A 21326-nucleotide genomic window follows, 5' to 3' on the forward strand; every position below is an offset into this window, starting at 1 on the left:
AATGGAAAACGCAGATCTCCAATATGTACGCACGCAGATGGTGGATGGCGAAGCGCCACCGCGCTCGGTGCAGGGGCTTTCCCACTGGCTGCGCGTCAACCTGTTCGCAACGCCCGTCGATGCGGCGCTGACCATTCTCGGCCTGCTGGTCGTGGCCTGGTTTCTTCCGCCGATCATCGAATGGCTGTTCGTCAAGGCCGTGTGGACCGGTGCGGATCGCACCGCCTGCCTCACCGTCGCGCAGGGCGGCGCACAGCCGGAAGGCTGGTCGGGCGCATGCTGGGCTTTCGTGAATGCGAAATACGAGCAGTTTCTCTATGGCCGCTATCCGATTTCGGAGCGCTGGCGCGTCAACCTGACGGCGCTGATCTTCGCCGTTCTTCTGGTGCCGCTCCTGATTCCGAAGGCGCCGAAGAAGGGGCTCAACGCGATCCTGTTCTTCTTCGTCTTTCCGATTGTCGCCTTCTTCCTGCTGGTCGGCGGCTGGTTCGGCCTTCCCTATGTGGAAACGCCGCTGTGGGGCGGGCTGCTGGTCACGCTTGTCCTGTCCTTTGTCGGCATCGCCGTGTCGCTGCCGCTGGGGATCGTGCTGGCGCTCGGACGGCGTTCAAAGCTGCCGGTCATCAGGGCGTTCTCGATCATCTTCATCGAAATGGTGCGCGGCGTTCCGCTGGTGACGGTGCTATTCATGGCCAGCGTCATGCTGCCCCTGTTCCTGCCGCCGGGCGTGACTTTCGACAAGTTGCTGCGTGCCTTGATCGGCGTGGCGCTTTTCGCTTCGGCCTATATGGCGGAAGTGGTGCGCGGCGGCCTCCAGGCCATTCCGCGCGGGCAGTATGAAGGCGCGGATGCGCTTGGCCTCAGCTACTGGCAGAAAACGGGACTGATCATCCTGCCGCAGGCGCTGAAGCTGGTCATTCCGGGAATCGTCAACACCTTCATCGGTCTCTTCAAGGATACGAGCCTTGTCTACATCATCGGCATGTTCGACCTGTTGGGCATCGTCCGTCAGAACTTCGCCGACGCTAACTGGGCTTCTCCACAGACGCCTGCTACTGGTCTGATCTTTGCGGGCTTCGTTTTCTGGATTTTCTGTTTCGCAATGTCGCGATACTCTATATTCATGGAACGACGCCTCGATACGGGTCATAAACGATAAGAATAAAGGGAATAATGGAAATGAGTGCACAAAGCGCCCTCCCGCAATCCGAGCTCGGAGTGGAAGTTGACCGTTCAAAGATGCAGGTTTCCAAAACCGATGTCGCCATCGAAATCACCAACATGCACAAGTGGTACGGGGAGTTCCACGTTCTGCGCGACATCAATCTGAAGGTCATGCGCGGCGAGCGCATCGTTGTGGCCGGCCCGTCGGGCTCGGGCAAGTCGACCATGATCCGCTGCATCAACCGTCTGGAAGAACACCAGAAGGGCAAGATCGTCGTCGACAACATCGAGCTGACCAATGACCTGAAGAAGATCGACGAAGTGCGCCGCGAAGTAGGCATGGTGTTCCAGCACTTCAACCTCTTCCCGCACCTGACGATTCTGGAAAACTGCACGCTGGCGCCGATCTGGGTGCGCAAGATGCCGAAGAAGCAGGCGGAAGAAATCGCCATGCATTATCTGGCGCGTGTAAAGATTCCCGAACAGGCCAACAAATATCCGGGCCAGCTTTCGGGCGGCCAGCAGCAGCGCGTCGCCATTGCGCGCGCACTGTGCATGAACCCGAAAGTCATGCTGTTCGACGAGCCGACATCGGCTCTCGACCCGGAAATGGTCAAGGAAGTGCTGGACACGATGGTGAGCCTTGCCGCCGAAGGCATGACGATGATCTGCGTGACGCACGAAATGGGCTTTGCCCGTCAGGTTGCCAACCGCGTGATCTTCATGGATCAGGGCCAGATCGTCGAGCAGAACTCACCGGACGAGTTCTTTGACAATCCGCAGCACGAACGCACCAAGCTGTTCCTCAGCCAGATACTGCACTGATCAGGCTTATCGCTCGAAATTAAAACACCCGCCGGTCCGACGGCGGGTTTTTTTACGAGAACGGTAAGGGGCATTGTGACGAATATTCAATGGATCGAAGAGCTTCCAGCCGAGCGCTATCAGGAGTTCCACAGATTCTATTGCAACGAATGGTGGACCAGGGAGCGCAGCCTGGAAGACGTCACCCATATGCTGGCCCATTGCCACCTGCTGTTGTTCTGTCTTGATGGCAATGACCGTATTGCCGGTTTTGCGCGGGTGCTGAGCGATTTCACCTTCAAGGCGATGATCTTCGATGTCATTGTGGCCGAAGAGCATCGCGGGCAGGGCCTCGGACAGGCTCTTGTGGAGCGTATACTCCACCATGAAAAGCTGAAGCGCGTGAAAAGCTTCGAGCTTTATTGCCCGGATCGGCTTGTGCCCTTCTACGAGAAGCTCGGCTTTGTGAAGGGCACTTCGTCGCTTCTGTTCAGGCAACCCTAATCTTCGGCAAACTGGCGCAGGCGCTGGAGTGCATCGTCCCACTGGCTGGAAACGCTTGCGAGATAGGCGCGGGCGTCGACAAGCGGGGCGGGATGCAGCCGAAACCGGCTCTCCCGGCCGACCTTTTCGCGTTCGACCAGATTTGCCTGCTCCAGCACGGACAGGTGCTTGGTGACGGCCTGCCGGGTGATGCTGCCATTCTGCGACAGCACCACGATCGAGCGGCTTTCGCCGTCGCTCAGGGTCTCGATGAGCGCCAGCCGGGTTGGATCGGCAAGCGCTGCGAAAACCATGGACATGTCCGTGCCGGTCATTTCTGGCCTATCGTCCATTTTCGGCGTGTCTCTTGATGTTGCCGACCTGTTCCTCCCAGCCGCCTTCGTTCATCCGCAGCGCCAGCGGGCGGCGTTCTGCGGGCAGGGCATCGAAACCGCTTTCGATCACCGTCAGCCGCGTTCCCGCCTCGATCGGTTCCAGCTTGAACTCCACCAGCGTCGGCGGCTCCTTGGAATAGTCGATGCTGTGGTCCACCGCGTAAGGATGCCATGTGAAGGCAAAATAGGACGGAGCCTTCATTTCTTTGATGAAGGATTCCCACGGTTCATGCTCGAAACCCGGATAGGTGATGTGTCCGGTCGACTTGGTGCCGACGATGAACGGGCCGTCGAGCTTGACCTGGAACCAGCTCCCGAATTCTTCATGGTCGGTGAGGGCGCGCCATACGCGGTCAATCCCCGCGCGGATGTCCACAGTCTTCACAATGCGGTCGGTATTGCTTTCAACGGTCATGATTGCATCCTCCGTAATTGGCAACTTGATGGTTGCCAATATAGGGGCGGGGGCAAAATAAGCAACCAAAAAGTTGCTTATCCTATTCAGGCAATGGGGCCTTGTCGGGAAGCGGGAACAGCGTCACGAATTTTTCTGCAAGCGCGCGGTCGCCCATGACCTTGAGAACACTGGCGCTTTCCAGCGCCGAAAGAGGTTGCCCGCCATAGATGGCAGCGGCGAGCATACGCGGTGAACTTTCGAAATGCAGGTCATATTCCTGCGCCGCGCCGCGTTCGATCCGAACCCCGGAATCGTCAAGATGAGCCGTGAAGTCTTCCCCCTCCAGACAAAGGCCGATCACCGCCCGCAGGCCCGCAGCCCTGTCATGATCGATCATGGTCCGCAGCGAAAGCAGGAAGGAAACGGTCGAAATCGGCAGGTTGGGATCATGTTTCGGCGAGCGCGCCGCCCATCGGCCCAGTGTCTGGAGAATAGGTTCGCTCTCATAACCCCACTCGGTCAACTCATAGACCTGGACCGAGGCGGGAGGGGGCAGTTTTTTCTTGCAAAGAATGCCTGCTTCTTCCAGCCCTTCAAGGCGTTGCGTGAGGACATTGGCGCTCACGCCCGGCAGGTCAGCCCGCAAATCACTGAAGCGTTTGGGGCCGAACATCAATTCGCGCATCACCAGAAGCGACCAGCGTTCCCCAATCAAATCAAGGGCATGGGCCGCCGCACAAGCATCGTCATAGCTGCGCTTCGCCGATGGTTTTTGCGAGTTGGTTATTTTTTCTAACTTCATGGTTGCTAATTATAACTTATATGCCATTATGTACAAGCGAACTTTGAGTTCTTCCGATGCCAATTGCGTGAGTTCTGCGCCGGAAGGCTCGACCTTGTTATCGCCGGGGAACCGGGCAGGCGATAGATAATCGAAAAAACAGGAGCGGGCCGCCGGCCCACCAACGGAGGAAATCCCATGCCGAAAATGATTTTCGTGAACCTGCCTGTGAAGAATGTCGCGAAGTCGACAAGCTTCTACGAAGCCATCGGCGCCACCCGGAACCCAATGTTCTCGGACGAAACGGCTTCCGGCATGGTCTTTTCGGATACGATCCACGTGATGATCCTCGATCACGACAAGTTCAGCCAGTTCACGCCGAAGAAGATCGCCGATGCCAACACGGTCAGCGAGGTGCTGGTCTGTCTGTCGGCGGAAAGCAAGGCCGAAGTGGATGCGACTGTGGAGAAGGCGGTCAACGCTGGCGGAAAGGCCGACCCCGGCCCGAAGCAGGATTACGGCTTCATGTATGGACGCAGCTTCGAGGATCTCGACGGCCATATCTGGGAGATCATGTGGATGGACATGGAAGAAGCCAAAAAGGTCATGGGCTAGCATTCGGGAGAATGACTACCCCGGACAATGGAGGAGAAAATGTCAGGTTTGACGATTTGTCTCTGGTTCGACGGAAATGCTGAAGAAGCCGCCAACCACTATGTTTCGGTCTTCCGCGCGTGCGGAAGACCGGCTTCGATCGACGGGGCCATCCGTTTCAGGCATGGCCATCAGCAAAACGAGAACCAGCCGGTTGTGGTGAACTTTACGCTCGACGGGCAAAAAATATGCGGCCTGAACGGCGGACCCCAGTTCAAGTTTTCACCGGCAAGTTCGCTGATCGTGCGATGCAGGGACCAGGCGGAAGTGGATGCGTTCTGGGAAAAGCTGCTGGAAGGCGGCTCGCCGATGGAATGCAGCTGGCTGACCGACAAATACGGGTTTTCGTGGCAGATCGTGCCGGACATGCTGCTGGATATCCTGCAGGACGGTCCGCCGGACGTGCGCCAGCGCGTCGCCGATGCCATGATGAAGATGGTCAAGATCGATGTTGCAGCGCTGGAAGCCGCACGCGACGCGGCCTAGGGTCAGGACCTGCCTTGGTCCCGCATGGCCGCAATAGCGTCATAGCCATAAAGCCAGTCCAGATCCTTGAGGAAGCTGTCCGGGCTGCGCAGGGCGAAGAGCGTGTTGCGGCCAAGCGCAAAAATACCGGTGGCGTGATAGGCAAACCTGTTGAGCTGGCCCCGTTTGGCGACCGCAGCGATCCGCTCCTTGCGGACCGCATCGAAGCGCCTCAGCCCGGCTTCGCGGTCGCTGCCGTCCAGCGCCTGCGCCAGCGCCGCCGCATCCTCGATCGCCATGGCAGCGCCCTGCGCCGCAAAAGGCGTGACCGCGTGCGATGCGTCGCCGAGAAAAATCGTCCGGTCCGGCCCGACGAATTGAGCATCCGGCATTTCAAAAAGCGGCCAGTAGGTCCACTCATCGGCAGCCGCCAGCACGTCGCGAACGGGCGCGCCCCAATCGGCGTAGATGGAGCGCAGACGCGCGAGGTCGCCGGTTCTGGACCAGACTTCACCGGGATTCTCGCCGGTCGTGATGGCAACGAAATTGAAGAAACTGCCGCCCTTGACCGGATAGGCGATGAAATGCGCCTTGTTGCCGAGCCAGGCTGAGACGGCTTTGCGTTCCGGCATGGCGTTGAGGAAGGAAGCGGGCAGGGCGCTGGCGGCAAGCGTCGTGCGCCACGCAATATGCCCGCTGAACCGCGCCTTGCTGAAACCTGCCTTGGATCGTTCAGCCGACCAGACCCCGTCGCAGGCGATCAGATAGGCAGCGTCGGCAGGCTCTTCGGAATTGCCAAGGCGGACGGTGGCCACAACGGTCCCGTTCTCGACGTGATGATCTGTGATTTCTGCGCCGAGGCTGATCTCGATGCCCGGCTGTTCGCGGCAGGCGTCGAGCAGTGCCAATTGCAGGTCGGCGCGATGGCACACGGCGTAGGGATGGTGCCAGCGCTGGCGGGCCTTGTCGCCGAGCTTCATTTCCATCAGTGCGCGCGCCTTGCGCCCGTCCATGAGGTAGAGCGCTTCCGGCGTGACAGCCTGGGTGGAAAGACGGTCGGCCACGCCGAGCCGTTGCAGGTGGCGCATTGCATTGGGGGCAAGTTGCAGGCCAGCGCCGACTTCCGAAAGGGTTTCTGCCTTTTCGACGAGCCGGACGTTCCAGCCGCGTGCTGCCAGTTCCAGCGCTGCCGACAGGCCGGCAACTCCGGCCCCGGCAATCAATATGCGCCCTCTGCTCATGTCGGTGAGACCATCCGGAGTTCGGCCCGGATCAACAGCCGTGATCAGGCTGCCTTATCGGCAGGTGCTTCGTAGGCGCAGCCAGCCGGAACGGTTTCGTCGGCATGGAGCTCTGCATTGTAGCGATAGAGCGTCGAGCAATACGGGCAAACGGCTTCGCTTTCATCGCCCATGTCGAGAAACACGTGCGGATGATCGAAAGGCGGGTTGGCACCGACGCACATGAATTCCTTCACGCCGATTTCGATGGCAGCATGGCCGGCGTCGTTCTGAAAGTGAGGAATGATGTGATCGGACATAACATGCTCCGGTTCTGGTCGATGGGCGGTATGGGCATGGTCTTGCGCCGGGTGCCGGACAGGATCATGCTGGACATTGGCATGCGTGTACCGCGAAAGTCTTGTTTCCGGAAGCGTTTTCATCAATTCTGAGGACATTTCAAGCTATTTGCTATCAAACTGTCATATGACAGCCATAGGCTTATCGAGCGTCCGGAAAAGTGCGAAGCAATTTTCGATCAGGATGCGCGGAGAAACAGACAGACGGAGCCGGAATGTTCCGGTGGCGGTCGGGACAGGAAACATGAGCGAAAACAGCGTTATGGCGAGCGAAACCCCCAGCGTAACCGAAGGCGGGAACCACGAGATGACAGCCGGACTGGCCCCCAACCCAACCGTCGTTCCCGATATGGAAGCGGACCCCGAGGTTCACAAAGCTTTGAACGGCGAACTGATGCAGAGCGCCGACCGCTTCGTGAACCGCGAGTTTTCCTGGTTGCAGTTCAACCGCCGCGTTCTCGAAGAAGCCGCAAACATGCGCCAGCCTCTGCTCGAACGCCTGCGCTTCCTGTCCATCTCCGCCGCCAATCTCGATGAGTTCTTCATGGTTCGCATCGCCGGACTTGCCGCACAGGTGCGTGCTGGCGTGGCGCTGCGCAGTGCCGATGGGCGCACGCCGCAGGAACAGCTCGATTTCGTTCTGGACGAAGTGGGGCGGCTGCAGGAAGAACAGCAGGGGCGTCTGCGCGCGCTACGCGAGGAACTGGAACAGGAAAGCATCGAGATCGTCCGCCCCTCCGCGCTTTCCCGGCCCGAAAAGGAATGGCTTGAAAACCACTTCCTCGAAACGATTTTCCCGGTCCTGACGCCGCTCTCCATCGATCCTGCGCACCCGTTCCCGTTCATTCCGAATCTTGGCTTCTCCATCGCGTTGCAGCTTGCGCGCCGCGCCGACAATCATCCGATGACCGCGCTCCTGCGCATTCCGGTCGCGCTGAAGCGCTTTATCCAACTGCCGACCGAGCAGACCAACGACTATCGTTTCATCACCATCGAGGATGCGGTGAGCCTGTTCATCGGGCGGCTTTTCCCCGGTTATGAAGTGCGTGGCGCCGGTACGTTCCGCATCATCCGCGACAGCGATATCGAAGTGGAAGAAGAGGCCGAGGATCTGGTTCGTCTCTTTGAAACGGCGTTGAAGCGCCGCCGCCGCGGTCAGGTGATCCGCATCGAGTTCGACGGCGAAATGCCCGAAGCGTTGCGCATATTCGTGGCGACGGAACTGGGCGTTTCGGAAAACCGGATCAGCGTGCACGAAGGCCTGCTGGCGTTGAACATGATTTCGGAGATCGTTTCGATCCCGCGTGAAGACCTGAAATTCGTGTCCTACAATCCGCGCTTCCCCGAGCGCATTCGCGAACATGGCGGCGATTGCTTCGCTGCGATTCGCGAAAAGGACATCGTGGTCCATCATCCCTATGAATCCTTCGACGTTGTGGTGCAGTTCCTGCGGCAGGCCGCAGCCGACCCGGACGTGCTGGCCATCAAGCAGACGCTTTACCGCACTTCCAACGACAGCCCGATCGTGCGCGCGCTGGTCGATGCAGCCGAGGCAGGCAAGTCGGTGACGGCGCTGGTGGAGCTGAAAGCCCGTTTCGATGAGGAAGCCAACATTCGCTGGGCGCGCGATCTGGAACGCGCGGGCGTTCAGGTGGTGTTCGGCTTCATCGAGTTGAAAACACACGCCAAAATGTCGCTCGTGGTGCGCCGTGAAGACCAGAAGCTGCGCTCCTATGTGCATCTGGGCACCGGCAATTATCATCCGATCACGGCGCGCATCTATACCGACCTGTCGTTCTTCACCTCGGATGCGGATATTGCGCGCGATGTGGCGCATATCTTCAATTTCATTACCGGCTATGCCCAGCCTGCCGAGGAAATGAAGATCGCGATTTCACCCTTCACGCTGCGCGCCCGAATCCTCAAGCACATCGAGGATGAGGTGGCGCATGCGAAGGCTGGACGTCCGGCTGCGATCTGGATGAAGATGAACGCGCTGGTCGATCCACAGATAATTGACGCGCTCTACATGGCGAGCCAGGCTGGCGTGCAGATCGATCTCGTCGTGCGCGGCATCTGCTGCCTGCGTCCCGGCGTTCCGGGGCTCTCGGACAATATCCGCGCCAAGTCGATTGTCGGGCGTTTTCTGGAGCATAGCCGCGTTTTCTGCTTCGGAAACGGCAACGACCTGCCCTCCGACAAGGCAATCGTCTATATCGGTTCCGCCGACATGATGCCGCGCAACCTTGATCGCCGCGTGGAGACCCTCGTTCCGATCACAAATGCCACAGTGCATCAGCAAATCCTGTCGCAAATCATGTTTGCCAACATAATTGATAACCAACAGAGCTATCAGCTACTTGCGGACGGCACCTCTCGCCGGATAGAAAAAGAGGCAGGAGAGGAAGCTTTCAACGCGCAGGAATATTTCATGACCAATCCTAGCCTGTCGGGTCGCGGAAAGTCGCTGAAGTCTTCGGCCCCCCGCCTTATCGCGCATCGCAAGCGTGCGCAGGCGGAAAGAAAAACGACTGCATGAGTCCAGCTGTAGCACAAGGCCGCCTCAAGGGGCTGAAACCCGTTGCGGTCATCGACATTGGCTCGAACTCGATCCGTGTCGTCATTTATGAAGGCATCGTCCGTTCGCCGACGGTGCTTTTCAACGAAAAGATTCTCTGCGGCCTTGGCAAAGGCCTCGCAAAGACCGGCAAGCTCAACGAGAAATCCGTTGAGGCGGCGCTTCGCGCGCTGAAACGTTTTCGCGCCCTGGCCGAACAGGCGGGCGCGGTTTCCATTCATGCGCTGGCGACTGCCGCCGCGCGTGAAGCGAAGAACGGCCCCGACTTCATCGCTCAGGCGGAAGCCATTCTTGGCCGGCACATCGAGGTATTGTCCGGCAAGGAAGAAGCCTATTATTCGGCGCTCGGCATCATTTCCGGCTTCTACAAGCCGAAGGGCGTGACGGGCGACCTTGGCGGCGGCAGCCTAGAACTGGTCGCCGTGGATGACCACGAGGTGGGCGAGGGGATCACCTTGCCGCTCGGCGGCCTGCGCTTGCAGGATATGTCCAACGAGAAACTGCCCGAGGCGACGAAGATTGCGCGCGCGGAACTGGCGAAGGCGACGCTTCTGAAAGCTCATCAGGGACAGGTTTTCTATGCCGTAGGCGGCACGTGGCGTAACCTTGCCAAGCTGCATATGACGGCGAAGAATTATCCGTTGCACGTCATGCACGGCTACGAGATGAACCCGGTGGAGGCACAAAGCTTCCTGAAGCGCGTCGCCAAGGGCAATCTCGACACGATGCGCGGCATCGAGGCAGTTTCGAAGAACCGCCGCCAGCTCTTGTCCTACGGCGCGACGGTGCTGCTTGAGACGATCCGCCTGATGAAGCCTTCCAAGATCGTTTTCTCGGCGCTCGGCGTGCGCGAAGGCTATCTTTATTCGCTATTGCCCAAGAACGAGCAGCTTCTCGATCCGCTCCTGGCCTCGGCGGAAGAGTTTTCCATTCTGCGCTCGCGCTCTCCGCGCCATGCCCGTGAGCTGGCGACGTGGACGACATTGTCCCTGCCGGTACTCGGTTTTGACGAAACCGATGACGAGGCGCGCTACAGGCAGGCCGCCTGTCTCGTGGCCGACATAAGCTGGCGCGCGCATCCCGATTATCGCGGCTCGCAGGCGCTGAACATCATCGCCCATGGCTCGTTCGGCGGCATCGACCATAAAGGACGTTCCTTCATGGCGCTTGCCAATTACTATCGTCACGAAGGGCTGATCGAGGACGAAATCGCACCGGAGATCATGCAGCTCGCCACACCGCGTCTGCGCGAACGGGCCAAACTGCTCGGGGCGCTTCTGCGCGTGGTCTACCTTCTGTCGGCTTCGATGCCGGGCGTCATCCCGCGTCTTTTCTGGCGCGAGGAAGAAAACGGGATTGCGCTGGTCGTCCCCGGCGATCTCGCCGATCTGATTTCAGACCGCCCCGAAGGCCGGTTGCAGCAACTGGCGAAACTGACGGGCAAGAACATCTATTTCGCGGTCGGCGACGGCGCGATTGAGGGGACAAGGGAATAAGGCAGTAAGCGAGTAGGGCAGGAAGGCAGTATGTTCAGCGCGAGCATTCACATACTGCCTTACTGCCTTACTGCCTTATTGCCCTAACTCCACCGCCCTTATCCGCCGGTTCTCGAACTTGATGCCGATCTTGCCGTCGATGAGATCGAGAGCTTTCTGACCGAAAACCTCGCGGCGCCAGCCATGCAGGGCAGGCACGTTTGCATTGTCGCCTTCCGCGGCGATCTTGTCGATGTCGTCGGAACTCGCCACGATCTTTGCCGCGACGCCGTGTTCCTCTGTCACAAGCTTGAGCAGGACCTTGAGGATATCGGCTGCCGCCGCGCTGCCTTCCGGCGAGTGCGACTGCTTTGGCAATTTCGGCAGGTCTTCCTTGGGGATTTCAAGCGCCGACTGGATCGCAGCGACCAGACCGGCAGCCTGCGCGGAACGCTCCCAGCCCTTGGGGATGGAACGAAGACGTCCAAGCGCTTCCGCGTCGCGCGGCTGCTGTTGGGCGATTTCGGCAATCGTGTCGTCCTTGATGATGCGTCCGCGCGGCACATTGCGTTCGCGGGCTTCGCGCTCGCGCCAGGCGGCAACGGCCTGCACGATTGCCTGCTCGATGGGCTTGCGAACGCGCGCCTTCACCCGCCGCCATGCGTCGTCGGGATGAAGGTCGTAGGTTTCGCGGGAAGTGAGCACCGCCATTTCCTCGTTCACCCACTCGCTGCGTCCCTCTTTCTCAAGTTCCTGCTTCAGATAGAGATAGATGTCGCGCAGATAGGTCACGTCCGCCAGCGCATAGTCGAGCTGCTTTTCGGAAAGGGGGCGGCGTCGCCAGTCGGTAAACCGCGATGACTTGTCGATGTGCTTGCCCGTAACCTTCTGGACGAGCTGGTCGTAGGAAATGGCGTCGCCAAACCCGCAGACCATTGCTGCCACCTGACTGTCGAAGACGGGAGAGGGGATCAGGTCGCCGAGGTGGAAGACGATTTCGATGTCCTGCCGCGCGGCATGGAAAACCTTGACCACCTTTTCGTCGGCCATCAGGCGGAAGAAGGGTGCGAGGTCCAGTCCGGGCGCGAGAGCGTCCACAAGCGCTGTGTGGTCGGGCGAGGCCATCTGGATAAGGCACAATTCCGGCCAGAACGTCGTTTCGCGGATGAACTCCGTATCGACTGTGACGAAATCGGATTTGGCAAGGGCGGATACGGCCTCTTCGAGGGCCTCTGTCGTCGTAATAAGATGCATGGTTACCTTTTAGAGAAAGCGCGGCCGCTTGTCGCGAAAGAATGCGCAAAACGCGCCGTATAACAAGTGCAAATAGTGTTTTTTGTCGATACTTTGCGTCAAGGCGCCCGAACCTCGACGCTTGCAGAGAGTGCAGACTTGACAAAACCTGGTCAAAATGCGCTTTTCCGCCAGAATTTGCAGCGCTTTGCCTGCACTGATTTATCTTACCAAAAGGCAGAAATCATGCACCGTTACCGCAGCCATACCTGCGCAGCCCTTCGCAAGACGGACGTTGGTTCCAACGTTCGCCTTTCCGGCTGGGTTCACCGCGTCCGTGACCATGGCGGCATTCTCTTCATCGATCTTCGCGACCATTACGGCATTACCCAGATCGTGGCGGATCCCGATTCGCCCGCCTTCAAGGTTGCCGAAACCGTTCGCGGCGAATGGGTTATCCGTGTCGATGGTGAAGTGAAGGCCCGCGCAGACGATGCGGTCAACGCCAACCTGCCGACCGGCGAAGTCGAAATCTTCGCAACGGAAATCGAAGTGCTGGCGGCTGCCAAGGAACTGCCGCTGCCGGTCTTCGGCGAACCGGACTATCCGGAAGACATTCGCCTGAAGTACCGCTTCCTCGACCTGCGCCGCGAAACGCTGCACAAGAACATCATGAGCCGCACGAAGATCATTGCCGCGATGCGCCGCCGCATGACCGAGATCGGTTTCAACGAGTTCACCACGCCGATCCTGACGGCTTCCTCGCCGGAAGGAGCGCGCGACTTCCTCGTGCCGAGCCGTATTCATCCGGGCAAGTTCTACGCGCTGCCGCAGGCGCCGCAGCAGTACAAGCAGCTTCTGATGGTTGCCGGTTTCGACCGCTACTTCCAGATTGCGCCCTGCTTCCGCGACGAAGACCCGCGTGCCGACCGCCTGCCGGGCGAGTTCTACCAGCTCGACCTCGAAATGAGCTTCGTGACCCAGGAAGAAGTCTGGGAAACGATGGAACCCGTCATGCGCGGCATCTTCGAAGAATTTGCCGAAGGCAAGCCGGTAACGCAGAAATTCCGCCGCATTGCCTATGACGATGCGATCCGCACCTATGGTTCGGACAAGCCGGACCTGCGCAACCCGATTGAAATGCAGGCCGTGACCGAACATTTTGCAGGTTCGGGCTTCAAGGTCTTCGCCAACATGATCGCCAACGACCCGAAGGTCGAAGTCTGGGCAATCCCGGCCAAGACCGGCGGAAGCCGCGCATTCTGCGACCGCATGAACTCATGGGCGCAGGGTGAGGGCCAGCCGGGTCTCGGCTATATCTTCTGGCGCAAGGAAGGCGACAAGCTTGAAGGCGCTGGCCCGATTGCCAAGAACATTGGCGAGGAACGCACTGAAGCGCTGCGCAACCAGCTCGGTCTGGGCGATGGCGACGCCTGCTTCTTCGTGGCTGGCCTGCCGTCCAAGTTCTACAAGTTCGCGGGCGACGCCCGCACGCGCGCCGGTGAAGAACTGAACCTCGTCGATCGTGACCGTTTCGAACTGGCATGGATCATCGACTTCCCGTTCTACGAATGGGACGAGGACAACAAGAAGCTCGACTTCGCGCACAACCCGTTCTCCATGCCGCAGGGCGGTATGGACGCGCTGGAAAATCAGGACCCGCTGGCGATCAAGGCCTACCAGTACGATCTCGTCTGCAACGGCTTTGAAATTGCTTCCGGCTCGATCCGTAACCAGCTGCCGGACGTCATGGTCAAGGCATTCGAGAAGGTCGGCCTCAGCCAGCAGGACGTGGAAGAGCGCTTCGGCGGTCTCTATCGCGCATTCCAGTACGGCGCGCCTCCGCATGGCGGCATGGCCGCCGGCATCGACCGTGTCATCATGCTTCTGGTCGGCGCGAAGAACCTGCGCGAAATCTCGCTGTTCCCGATGAACCAGCAGGCGCTCGACCTCCTGATGAACGCGCCTTCGGATGTGACGCCCGCGCAGCTGCGCGACCTGCATATCCGTCTGGCTCCGGTACAGAAGAGCTAAGCGGTTTTACAGAAAGAAAAAACCCGGCCTTGAGCCGGGTTTTTTATTAGGTGAGAGAAAAGCCCGGTGGAAATGCACCGGGCTTTTTTCATTCTGGGGCGCTTCCGACTGAAACGGAATCGTCGGAACCGCTCCAAGTATTTGTTTTGCCACATTATCCAGCGCAAAACCGCTTCGCGCTTTTTGCTGGAAATGCTCTAGTTGTTGGCGTCGACGCTGATTTTCAGAAGCTGGATGATCTTGGTCGGATCCAGCGATGCGGTCGCAACGATGGACGCGAAGGTCACCGGCTGATCCGGCGATGCGCTGATGGTCAGCGACTTCGGATCGGTGAAATACTTGTCGGCCGCGACCTTGAGCTGCTGGGCGAATTCCGGGTTCTTGAGCTGTGTCGCCATCAGCGGAACCATCATCTTCATCTGCTCGCCGAGCTGCTTGCCGTCCGCGCCCTGCTGCTTCGCATAATAATCCAGGACCTTCTGGGTCAGGGTATCGTTATCGAAGCGGATCGACAGGTTCTTGAGGTTGAGCTGTTCCGCCAGACCAAGAATGGCGAGACCGGCGGCGTCCTTGTCCGCATCGGCCTTGCTCATGTTTTCCTGCGTCTTCTGGACGGCTTCGAGGAATGCCAGATCGTACCCGCCGAGGCTGCCGGTGATGTTGATCTTGCCGAGTTCCTTCGCCTCAAGCTCCAGCTGGTCCAGCGACGTGTCGCCGGAAGTCGGCGACCAGCTGCCCTTCGAGGTTAGCGAGCCGTTGAACGTGTTCATGTCGAGCGGCGCCAGCGGGTTCTTGCCGCCCTTTTCAAAGGTCGCGTCTATATTGGCGATGGTCCAGACATAGCCGATCTTCTCGGCCTTGTTGGTGGTGTCGAGCGACAGGTCGAAGCCCTTCACCGTGGCGCCGTCCTTGCCCGGCGTGCCGAACTGGATTTCATCGATCTTCAGCTTGTCATACATGACGACGCTGTCGAGCGGGCCCTTGGCCTTTTCCGACGGAATGTGCACGTTCTGCAGGGCAAGGCCCTTCATTTCGGCCTTGTCGTTCTTGTCGGTCTCACCGGCAAGCGCCAGGTCGGGCACGGTGACCTGCTCGATGCTGTAGCCGCCGTCCGGTGCATCCTGAACGTTCTGCAGCGTCACGTCACCGATGGCGGTTTCCTTTTCGCCGATGGTCGGCAGCTTGATCTTGGTGCCCTGAAGCACGATGTCGGAGCCGCTCGCCTGGACATTGGCGAAGCTCAGTTCGCCACCCTGTTTGGCATAGAGCGCCTTGATGCGCTCGGCGACTGCATTGGCGTCTGCGGCCATGGCAGCACTGCCGAATACCAGCGAAAGCGCTGTTCCGGCAGCCAGAACACGTGCCGCTGGCCTGATATTGACGAAAACCTGCATTCGAAGCTCCTGCCTGATCTTTAGAGCGCATCCCGAAAAGCGTGAAACGGCTTTCGGATGAGATGCGCATCAAAACAAAGGATCAGAGCGCCGATCTGATCCAATCGGATCGGCGCTCTGATGTAGCGCGGCATTCATAGGCGGAAATCACTCGCAATAACAACATGATTTCCTCAGCCTGCGATTGCAGCGGGGGAAATTCACCCTGATAGCTCTATAGGACGCAAATGGCGGCAGGATTGCGACTATTGCACACTAATGTACTGGATTGGTTCTCCTGAACTCTTGCTGGCGAATCGCGCAGTTGGTACGAAGAGACATGGGAAAAAGTCTGATTCCGCCGGACGACGGCGAAGAACACATCGAGCGGGTCGATCTCAAATCGGCTCTCGAGGAACGTTACCTCGCTTATGCGCTGTCGACGATCATGCATCGCGCGCTGCCGGACGTGCGCGACGGCCTGAAGCCCGTGCATCGCCGCATCATGCATGCCATGCGCCTGCTGCGCCTCAATCCCGATCAGGCCTATGCGAAATGCGCCCGTATCGTCGGCGACGTGATGGGTAAGTTCCATCCGCATGGCGACGCATCGATTTATGATGCGCTGGTGCGTCTGGCGCAGGATTTCGCGGTGCGTTATCCGCTGGTGGACGGGCAGGGCAATTTCGGCAATATCGACGGCGATAATGCTGCCGCCATGCGTTACACAGAAGCGCGTATGACGGAAGTCGCGACGCTGCTGCTCGAAGGCATCAACGAAAACGCCATCGATTTCCGTCCGACCTATAATGAGGAAGACGAGGAACCCATCGTCCTTCCCGGCGCTTTCCCGAACCTGCTCGCCAACGGCTCCGCCGGTATCGCGGTCGGCATGGCGACCAACATTCCGCCGCACAATGTGGCGGAGCTTTGCTCATCGGCGCTCTATCTGATCAATCATCCCGAAGCGCCGGTGGAGGAACTTGTTACCTCGCCCGAACAATGGGAAGAACTGAAGCGCGAAGCCGAGACCGATCCGGCAGCTCTGCTGAAATGCAAGGTGCGAGGCCCGGATTTCCCGACCGGCGGCATTCTTGTCGAAGAGCACGGCAATATCCTCGATGCCTATCGCACGGGCCGCGGCGCGTTTCGTGTCCGCGCGCGTTGGGAAAAGGAAGAGGGCAATCGCGGCACCTGGGTGATCGTCATCACCGAAATTCCCTATCAGGTGCAGAAGTCGCGCCTCATCGAAAAGATCGCCGAACTGCTTCTGGCAAAGAAGCTTCCATTGCTTGACGATGTTCGCGACGAGTCGGCGGAAGACATTCGCATCGTTCTGGAGCCGAAGAACCGGACGGTCGATCCCGAACTGTTGATGGAATCGCTGTTCAAGCTGACCGAGCTGGAAAGCCGCGTTTCGCTCAACATGAACGTGCTGTCGCACGGCAAGGTGCCGAATGTCCTGTCGCTGGGAGCCGTCCTGCGCGAGTGGCTCGACCATCGCAAGGAAGTGCTCGTCCGCCGTTCGCAATTCCGGCTGGCGGAAATAGAACGGCGCCTGGAAATTCTCGGCGGCCTGCTGATCGCCTATCTCAACCTTGATGAGGTGATCCGCATCATCCGTGAGGAGGATGAGCCGAAACAGGACCTGATGCGCACCTTTGAACTGACCGACGTTCAGGCCGAGTCGATCCTCAACATGCGCCTGCGTTCGTTGCGCAAGCTTGAGGAATTCGAAATCCGCAAGGAGTTCGATGACCTCACGGTGGAGAAGACGGACCTTGAAGGGCTGCTCGCTTCCGGCACGCGCCAATGGAAGAAGATCAGCGCCGAAATCAAGTCGGTACGCGAAAAGTTCGGCCCGAAGACCGAACTTGGTGCGCGCCGCACGACCTTCGCCGACGCGCCAACCCACGATCTGGAAGATATCCATCAGGCAATGATCGAGCGCGAGCCGGTCACGATCGTTGTATCCGAAAAGGGCTGGCTGCGGGCGATGAAGGGGCATCTGGCCGATTTCTCGACGCTCGCCTTCAAGGAGGGCGACAAGCTCAAGCTCGCTTTCCATGCCGAGACGACCGACAAGCTCCTGTTCTTCACGACAGGCGGCAAGTTCTTCACCATCGGCGCGAATACGCTTCCGGGCGGTCGCGGACATGGAGAGCCGATCCGCATCCTTGTCGATATGGAAAACGATCAGGACATTCTGACAGCCTTCGTGCACGATCCGGCGGCGAAACTGCTTCTCGTCAGCCACGAGGGTAACGGTTTTATCGTTCCCGAAAGCGAGGCTGTGGCCAATACCCGCAAGGGCAAGCAGGTGATGAACGTGAAGGCGCCGGACGAGGCGAAGCTTTGCCAGCGTGTTTCCGGCGATCATATCGCAGTGGTCGGCGAGAACCGCAAGATGGTGGTCTTCCCGCTTTCCGACATTCCGGAAATGACCCGCGGCAAGGGCGTGCGCCTGCAAAAATACAAGGATGGCGGTGTGTCCGACGTCCGCACCTTTGCAATTGCCGAAGGACTTTCCTGGCAGGATTCGGCAGAGCGCACGTTCAATCGCAGCAAGGAAGAGCTTGTGGAATGGATCGGCGCGCGCGCCTCTGCGGGCCGTCTGGTGCCAAAGGGCTTCCCGCGTTCAGGCAAGTTTTAAACTTGCAGTTGGAGGCTGCTCGAGAGCCTACAAGTTGTGATCGATTTTCGAGCTGATTGCGGCTTTACTTACAACACGACCCAGCGGGTCGTGTTGTAAGGAGAAAATCATGCAGGTTCGTCCGGCCTTACTCAATGACGCTGTACTCATTGCGAGATTTTAAGGCGTTCGATCAGTGAACTGTGCGAGGCAGATCACCATAATCGCGATGATATCCTCGCGCCGTGGCTAGCCAACAAGACGCCTGAAAACGTGTTCAAGTGGATTGAAGCTCCATCTCAACTGATGCTCGTTGCTGAAATAGGGAATGCCATAGCCGGTGTGGGGCTGGCGACGGATGAGGGAGAGATCCTGCTGAATTATGTTGCGCCGGAATTTCGCTTTCATGGTGTCAGCAAGGCGCTCATTTCAAAACTCGAGGAATATCTTTTATTTCGAAAGGTGGCTGTTGCGCGTCTTGTCAGTACCGAAACAGCGCGCCGTTTTTATGCCGGACGAGGGTATGTAGCGGTAGGCGAAGCGGAGATAAGGCGCGGCGGAGAGCTCTCATATCCCATGGAAAAACCGCTGGTAGGCTAGCCCTCGAACCGCTGCCAGCCGCGGGGGCCAAGGTGCTCCTGCGGTGTGAAGCGGATTTTATACTGCATCTTGCGTGATCCCTCGACCCAATAGCCGAGATAGACATGCGGCAGACCGGCGGCATGCGCGCGCTGGATATGATCGAGGATCATATAGGTGCCAAGCGACCGATCATGCATATGCGGTGAGAAGAACGAATAGACCATCGACAGACCATCGGCCATCACGTCGGTAAGTGCTACCGCGACCAGCTCTCCATCGCCCTTGGCGCTGATGAAGCTTTCCGGGCCGCGCTTGCGATATTCGATGATCTGCGTGTTCACATGCGTATCCTCGATCATCATCGCATAATCGAGAACCGTCATGTCCGACATGCCGCCCGAGCGATGGCGCGCATCGAGATAATCGCGGAAAAGCGCATATTGCTCGGTGCTGGGCTGGGCCTTGTGCACGCGTCCGATCAGATCGTTATTCTGCGTCCAGACGCGCCGCATGTTGCGCGTCATCTTGAACTCTCCGGCAAGGATGCGAACGGATATGCAGGCCCGGCACAATTCGCAGGCCGGACGATAGGCTATGTTCTGGGATCGGCGGAAACCGCCCTGCGTCAGGAGATCGTTGATTTCGTTCGCCTTGTCGCCGACCAGATGCGTAAAGACTTTTCGCTCCATCTGGCCTTCGAGATACGGGCAGGGAGACGGAGCTGTCAGAAAGAACTGCGGAGACTGTTGCGGTTGATGGGTCATTCAATATCCACGAAATGGCAATACCGAAACCATCACGATACTTTTTGTAAGGATTGAGCCGACCGCACAAAACGTCAATAGGCATTTTGCGCAGCCGGCTCTGAATTTTTTTGATCTGAAGCGCACCCCGAAAAGTGGGAGCCGGTTTTCGCGCCAGGATGGCCGATAAAAAAGCAGAGCATTTCCGGTGTTTCATGAAGAAACAGGAAATGCTCTGTCGTTTATCGATCAGAACGAATGACAGCCGTGCCGAGCAGAAGATCGTGCACGGTGCGCTTGCGGTCGAGAACCAGCGTTGCAAGCAGGATCAGCGGCGTCAGGACGACATTCAGACCCCAAAACAGGACCGTATGGACGATTGCGAGCATGGGATCGACCGTGCCGCCTTCAAGCCGGACGAGCTTGATATTCATCATCTGCATGCCCTTGGTGGCCTGCTGCGGCCCGCCCAGGGTCCGCGCGACATAAAACAGCGCCACCATCGGGAACATGATGCCGTAGAGCATCCAGCCGAGGCTGAGCGTGATTATGCCCAGGATTGCGATGACGATTGCTGCCGGGATGCAGAGCAGGAAAACAATCAGGTAATCGATGAGAAAAGCCATAATGCGGCGCGTGCGCACGCCTTCAAAAAATGCGCGGCTTTCATAACGCGGGCCCATGACTTCGCCGTGCAGGATATGGTCGGACATTTTTCCTTCCAGTCGTTTCAAAAGAAGCGCCCGGGGGGATTTGACAACCGGCGCTGCCCCGCCACCTCGGCGGAACAGTCATCAACATGGGAACCAAAACCGGCGGATTCAAGGAAATGTGATGATTTCCCGAAAGGGTGCCTTGCCGGTCAGCCTTGCTGTTTAAGCTTTTGAGCTGCTTCGATTGCGAAATAGGTGAGAATTCCATCACAGCCGGCGCGCTTGAAGGCGAGCAGGCTTTCCATCATCACCTTTTCTTCGTCGATCCAGCCGTTGATCCCGGCGGCCTTGATCATCGCATACTCGCCCGACACCTGATAGGCATAGGTGGGAAGGCGGAATTCGCTCTTCAGGCGATGGATGATGTCGAGATAGGGCAGGCCCGGCTTGACCATCAGCATGTCCGCGCCTTCGGCAATGTCCTGCTCGGCTTCGCGCACGGCTTCTTCCGGATTGGCCGGATCGAGATAATAGGTCTTCTTATCGCCTTTCAGCAGGCCCTGCGTGCCGATGGCGTCGCGATATGGACCGTAAAAGGCGGAAGCGAACTTGGTTGCATAGGACATGATGGGAATGTGGCAGAAGCCATGTTCGTCCAGCGCTTGGCGCACGGCGCCGACGCGACCGTCCATCATGTCGGAAGGTGCGATGATGTCGGCACCGGCTTCGGCTTGCGAAAGCGCGCCCCGAACCACCATGGCGACCGATTCGTCGTTGATGATTTCGCCGTTGCGCAGGATGCCGTCATGGCCATGCGTGGTGAACGGGTCGAGCGCCGCATCGGTGATAATGCCGATTTCCGGCACTTCCTTCTTGATTGCGCGCACGGCGCGATTGATCAGATTGTCCGGGCTTGCGACGAAAGCGCCGTCCTCGGTCTTCACTTCCAGCTTCTCGCGCGGGAAGGGCGCGATGGCGGGGATGCCGAGCTTGGCGGCTTTCTCCGCCATGCGCACTGCCATGTCGACCGAATAGCGCTCGACGCCGGGCATGGCTTCCACGGGCTCGGCAACGCCGGTGCCATAGGTCAGGAAGAACGGCAGGATAAGATCATCGACCGTCAGCCGGGTTTCCTGCACGAGCCTGCGCGACCAGTCGGCCTTGCGCATGCGGCGCAGGCGTCTGCTGCCGGTGACGTCATCGACATGCTGGCTGATATTGGCGGGCAGATATTTGGACTGGCGATCGGTCATGAGGCTATTCCCGAGAATGGAGGCCCTGGAACATGAAATCGCAGGGCT

The 21326-nt window shown here is 58.8% G+C and carries 20 protein-coding genes; 10 read left to right on the forward strand and 10 right to left on the reverse strand.

What is annotated here, in order from left to right; genetic code table 11:
* Nucleotide 1: 1 nt before the first annotated feature.
* The 3 genes from ACOWVS_RS03925 to ACOWVS_RS03935 all read left to right on the forward strand — a co-directional run bounded on the left by ACOWVS_RS03925 (nt 2) and on the right by ACOWVS_RS03935 (nt 2472).
* Entirely contained in the window at nt 2-1159 is a 1158-nt protein-coding gene (locus tag ACOWVS_RS03925; protein ID WP_039852490.1) for an amino acid ABC transporter permease, read from the forward strand.
* A 20-nt stretch (nt 1160-1179) separates the two neighbouring features.
* Nucleotides 1180-1989 (forward strand): amino acid ABC transporter ATP-binding protein, encoded by an 810-nt coding sequence (locus tag ACOWVS_RS03930; RefSeq protein WP_021587807.1) that lies wholly within the window; start codon nt 1180-1182, stop codon nt 1987-1989.
* Nucleotides 1990-2064: 75 nt separating this feature from the next.
* Nucleotides 2065-2472 (forward strand): GNAT family N-acetyltransferase, encoded by a 408-nt coding sequence (locus ACOWVS_RS03935; RefSeq protein WP_075041638.1) that lies wholly within the window; start codon nt 2065-2067, stop codon nt 2470-2472.
* Here ACOWVS_RS03935 and ACOWVS_RS03940 read toward each other — a convergent pair.
* From ACOWVS_RS03940 to ACOWVS_RS03950, 3 genes are all read right to left on the reverse strand, one after another.
* On the reverse strand, nt 2469-2786 hold the full coding sequence (locus ACOWVS_RS03940) for an ArsR/SmtB family transcription factor (RefSeq protein ID WP_075041691.1): 318 nt from the start codon (nt 2784-2786) through the stop codon (nt 2469-2471). The two genes, ACOWVS_RS03935 and ACOWVS_RS03940, sit on opposite strands and share 4 nt — an antisense overlap.
* A 7-nt stretch (nt 2787-2793) precedes the next feature.
* A complete protein-coding gene (locus ACOWVS_RS03945; RefSeq protein WP_075041639.1) occupies nt 2794-3261 on the reverse strand; it encodes an SRPBCC family protein in 468 nt (155 codons plus the stop codon).
* Between the two features lie 82 nt (nt 3262-3343).
* Nucleotides 3344-4045 (reverse strand): winged helix-turn-helix transcriptional regulator, encoded by a 702-nt coding sequence (locus ACOWVS_RS03950; RefSeq protein WP_075041640.1) that lies wholly within the window; start codon nt 4043-4045, stop codon nt 3344-3346.
* A 177-nt stretch (nt 4046-4222) separates the two neighbouring features.
* On the opposite strand from ACOWVS_RS03950, the gene ACOWVS_RS03955 reads away from it, so the two are divergent.
* Entirely contained in the window at nt 4223-4639 is a 417-nt protein-coding gene (locus ACOWVS_RS03955) for a VOC family protein (protein ID WP_006472413.1), read from the forward strand.
* A gap of 39 nt (nt 4640-4678) precedes the next feature.
* On the forward strand, nt 4679-5164 hold the full coding sequence (locus ACOWVS_RS03960) for a VOC family protein (protein WP_039852925.1): 486 nt from the start codon (nt 4679-4681) through the stop codon (nt 5162-5164).
* 2 nt (nt 5165-5166) lie between these two features.
* On the opposite strand, the gene ACOWVS_RS03965 is transcribed toward ACOWVS_RS03960, so the two are convergent.
* A complete protein-coding gene (locus ACOWVS_RS03965; RefSeq protein WP_006466468.1) occupies nt 5167-6384 on the reverse strand; it encodes an FAD-binding protein in 1218 nt (405 codons plus the stop codon).
* Between the two features lie 44 nt (nt 6385-6428).
* The gene (locus ACOWVS_RS03970; RefSeq protein WP_021587801.1) at nt 6429-6683 is read right to left on the reverse strand and encodes a zinc-finger domain-containing protein; all 255 of its coding nucleotides are present in this window, start codon (nt 6681-6683) and stop codon (nt 6429-6431) included.
* 346 nt (nt 6684-7029) lie between these two features.
* On the opposite strand from ACOWVS_RS03970, the gene ACOWVS_RS03975 reads away from it, so the two are divergent.
* Entirely contained in the window at nt 7030-9261 is a 2232-nt protein-coding gene (locus ACOWVS_RS03975; RefSeq protein ID WP_050791012.1) for an RNA degradosome polyphosphate kinase, read from the forward strand.
* Nucleotides 9258-10796 carry an exopolyphosphatase gene (gene ppx / locus ACOWVS_RS03980; protein WP_006466471.1) on the forward strand — a complete coding sequence of 513 codons (1539 nt, stop codon included), beginning with the start codon at nt 9258-9260 and terminating at the stop codon, nt 10794-10796. Before ACOWVS_RS03975 ends, ppx begins: the two co-directional genes overlap by 4 nt.
* A 75-nt stretch (nt 10797-10871) precedes the next feature.
* Here the strand turns inward: ppx and rnd are convergent, their stop codons facing one another.
* The gene (rnd, locus tag ACOWVS_RS03985; RefSeq protein ID WP_006472406.1) at nt 10872-12029 is read right to left on the reverse strand and encodes a ribonuclease D; all 1158 of its coding nucleotides are present in this window, start codon (nt 12027-12029) and stop codon (nt 10872-10874) included.
* 225 nt (nt 12030-12254) lie between these two features.
* On the opposite strand from rnd, the gene aspS reads away from it, so the two are divergent.
* A complete protein-coding gene (gene aspS, locus ACOWVS_RS03990) occupies nt 12255-14042 on the forward strand; it encodes an aspartate--tRNA ligase (protein WP_006472405.1) in 1788 nt (595 codons plus the stop codon).
* Between the two features lie 197 nt (nt 14043-14239).
* Here aspS and ACOWVS_RS03995 read toward each other — a convergent pair whose 3' ends face one another.
* Nucleotides 14240-15436 (reverse strand): hypothetical protein, encoded by a 1197-nt coding sequence (locus ACOWVS_RS03995; RefSeq protein WP_075041641.1) that lies wholly within the window; start codon nt 15434-15436, stop codon nt 14240-14242.
* 319 nt (nt 15437-15755) lie between these two features.
* Between ACOWVS_RS03995 and ACOWVS_RS04000 the strand changes: the two genes are divergently transcribed.
* Entirely contained in the window at nt 15756-18068 is a 2313-nt protein-coding gene (locus tag ACOWVS_RS04000) for a DNA topoisomerase IV subunit A (RefSeq protein ID WP_039852494.1), read from the forward strand.
* A gap of 213 nt (nt 18069-18281) precedes the next feature.
* On the forward strand, nt 18282-18647 hold the full coding sequence (locus ACOWVS_RS04005; RefSeq protein ID WP_266035533.1) for a GNAT family N-acetyltransferase: 366 nt from the start codon (nt 18282-18284) through the stop codon (nt 18645-18647).
* Here ACOWVS_RS04005 and ACOWVS_RS04010 read toward each other — a convergent pair.
* The 3 genes from ACOWVS_RS04010 to hemB all read right to left on the reverse strand — a co-directional run bounded on the left by ACOWVS_RS04010 (nt 18644) and on the right by hemB (nt 21278).
* Nucleotides 18644-19393, reverse strand: a complete 750-nt coding sequence (locus ACOWVS_RS04010; protein WP_006466476.1) for an arginyltransferase — start codon at nt 19391-19393, stop codon at nt 18644-18646. The genes ACOWVS_RS04005 and ACOWVS_RS04010 overlap by 4 nt on opposite strands.
* Before the next feature lie 221 nt (nt 19394-19614).
* The gene (locus ACOWVS_RS04015; RefSeq protein ID WP_006472776.1) at nt 19615-20085 is read right to left on the reverse strand and encodes an RDD family protein; all 471 of its coding nucleotides are present in this window, start codon (nt 20083-20085) and stop codon (nt 19615-19617) included.
* Nucleotides 20086-20234: 149 nt separating this feature from the next.
* Complete coding sequence (gene hemB / locus ACOWVS_RS04020; protein ID WP_025091367.1) at nt 20235-21278, reverse strand: porphobilinogen synthase; 1044 nt, start codon at nt 21276-21278, stop codon at nt 20235-20237.
* Nucleotides 21279-21326 lie beyond the last annotated feature (48 nt).

This window comes from Brucella sp. IR068 (genome assembly GCF_049065885.1).
Lineage (GTDB): Bacteria > Pseudomonadota > Alphaproteobacteria > Rhizobiales > Rhizobiaceae > Brucella > Brucella intermedia.

What these genes read in the sequence shown, in the direction of transcription:
- ACOWVS_RS03925 (WP_039852490.1), top strand. Translation starts at nt 2, where the DNA reads ATGGAAAACGCAGATCTCCAATATGTACGCACGCAGATGGTGGATGGC.
- ACOWVS_RS03930 (WP_021587807.1), top strand. Translation starts at nt 1,180, where the DNA reads ATGAGTGCACAAAGCGCCCTCCCGCAATCCGAGCTCGGAGTGGAAGTT.
- ACOWVS_RS03940 (WP_075041691.1), bottom strand. Translation starts at nt 2,786, where the DNA reads ATGACCGGCACGGACATGTCCATGGTTTTCGCAGCGCTTGCCGATCCA.
- ACOWVS_RS03945 (WP_075041639.1), bottom strand. Translation starts at nt 3,261, where the DNA reads ATGACCGTTGAAAGCAATACCGACCGCATTGTGAAGACTGTGGACATC.
- ACOWVS_RS03950 (WP_075041640.1), bottom strand. Translation starts at nt 4,045, where the DNA reads ATGAAGTTAGAAAAAATAACCAACTCGCAAAAACCATCGGCGAAGCGC.
- ACOWVS_RS03955 (WP_006472413.1), top strand. Translation starts at nt 4,223, where the DNA reads ATGCCGAAAATGATTTTCGTGAACCTGCCTGTGAAGAATGTCGCGAAG.
- ACOWVS_RS03960 (WP_039852925.1), top strand. Translation starts at nt 4,679, where the DNA reads ATGTCAGGTTTGACGATTTGTCTCTGGTTCGACGGAAATGCTGAAGAA.
- ACOWVS_RS03965 (WP_006466468.1), bottom strand. Translation starts at nt 6,384, where the DNA reads ATGAGCAGAGGGCGCATATTGATTGCCGGGGCCGGAGTTGCCGGCCTG.
- ACOWVS_RS03970 (WP_021587801.1), bottom strand. Translation starts at nt 6,683, where the DNA reads ATGTCCGATCACATCATTCCTCACTTTCAGAACGACGCCGGCCATGCT.
- ACOWVS_RS03975 (WP_050791012.1), top strand. Translation starts at nt 7,030, where the DNA reads ATGACAGCCGGACTGGCCCCCAACCCAACCGTCGTTCCCGATATGGAA.
- ppx (WP_006466471.1), top strand. Translation starts at nt 9,258, where the DNA reads ATGAGTCCAGCTGTAGCACAAGGCCGCCTCAAGGGGCTGAAACCCGTT.
- rnd (WP_006472406.1), bottom strand. Translation starts at nt 12,029, where the DNA reads ATGCATCTTATTACGACGACAGAGGCCCTCGAAGAGGCCGTATCCGCC.
- aspS (WP_006472405.1), top strand. Translation starts at nt 12,255, where the DNA reads ATGCACCGTTACCGCAGCCATACCTGCGCAGCCCTTCGCAAGACGGAC.
- ACOWVS_RS03995 (WP_075041641.1), bottom strand. Translation starts at nt 15,436, where the DNA reads ATGCAGGTTTTCGTCAATATCAGGCCAGCGGCACGTGTTCTGGCTGCC.
- ACOWVS_RS04000 (WP_039852494.1), top strand. Translation starts at nt 15,756, where the DNA reads ATGGGAAAAAGTCTGATTCCGCCGGACGACGGCGAAGAACACATCGAG.
- ACOWVS_RS04010 (WP_006466476.1), bottom strand. Translation starts at nt 19,393, where the DNA reads ATGACCCATCAACCGCAACAGTCTCCGCAGTTCTTTCTGACAGCTCCG.
- ACOWVS_RS04015 (WP_006472776.1), bottom strand. Translation starts at nt 20,085, where the DNA reads ATGTCCGACCATATCCTGCACGGCGAAGTCATGGGCCCGCGTTATGAA.
- hemB (WP_025091367.1), bottom strand. Translation starts at nt 21,278, where the DNA reads ATGACCGATCGCCAGTCCAAATATCTGCCCGCCAATATCAGCCAGCAT.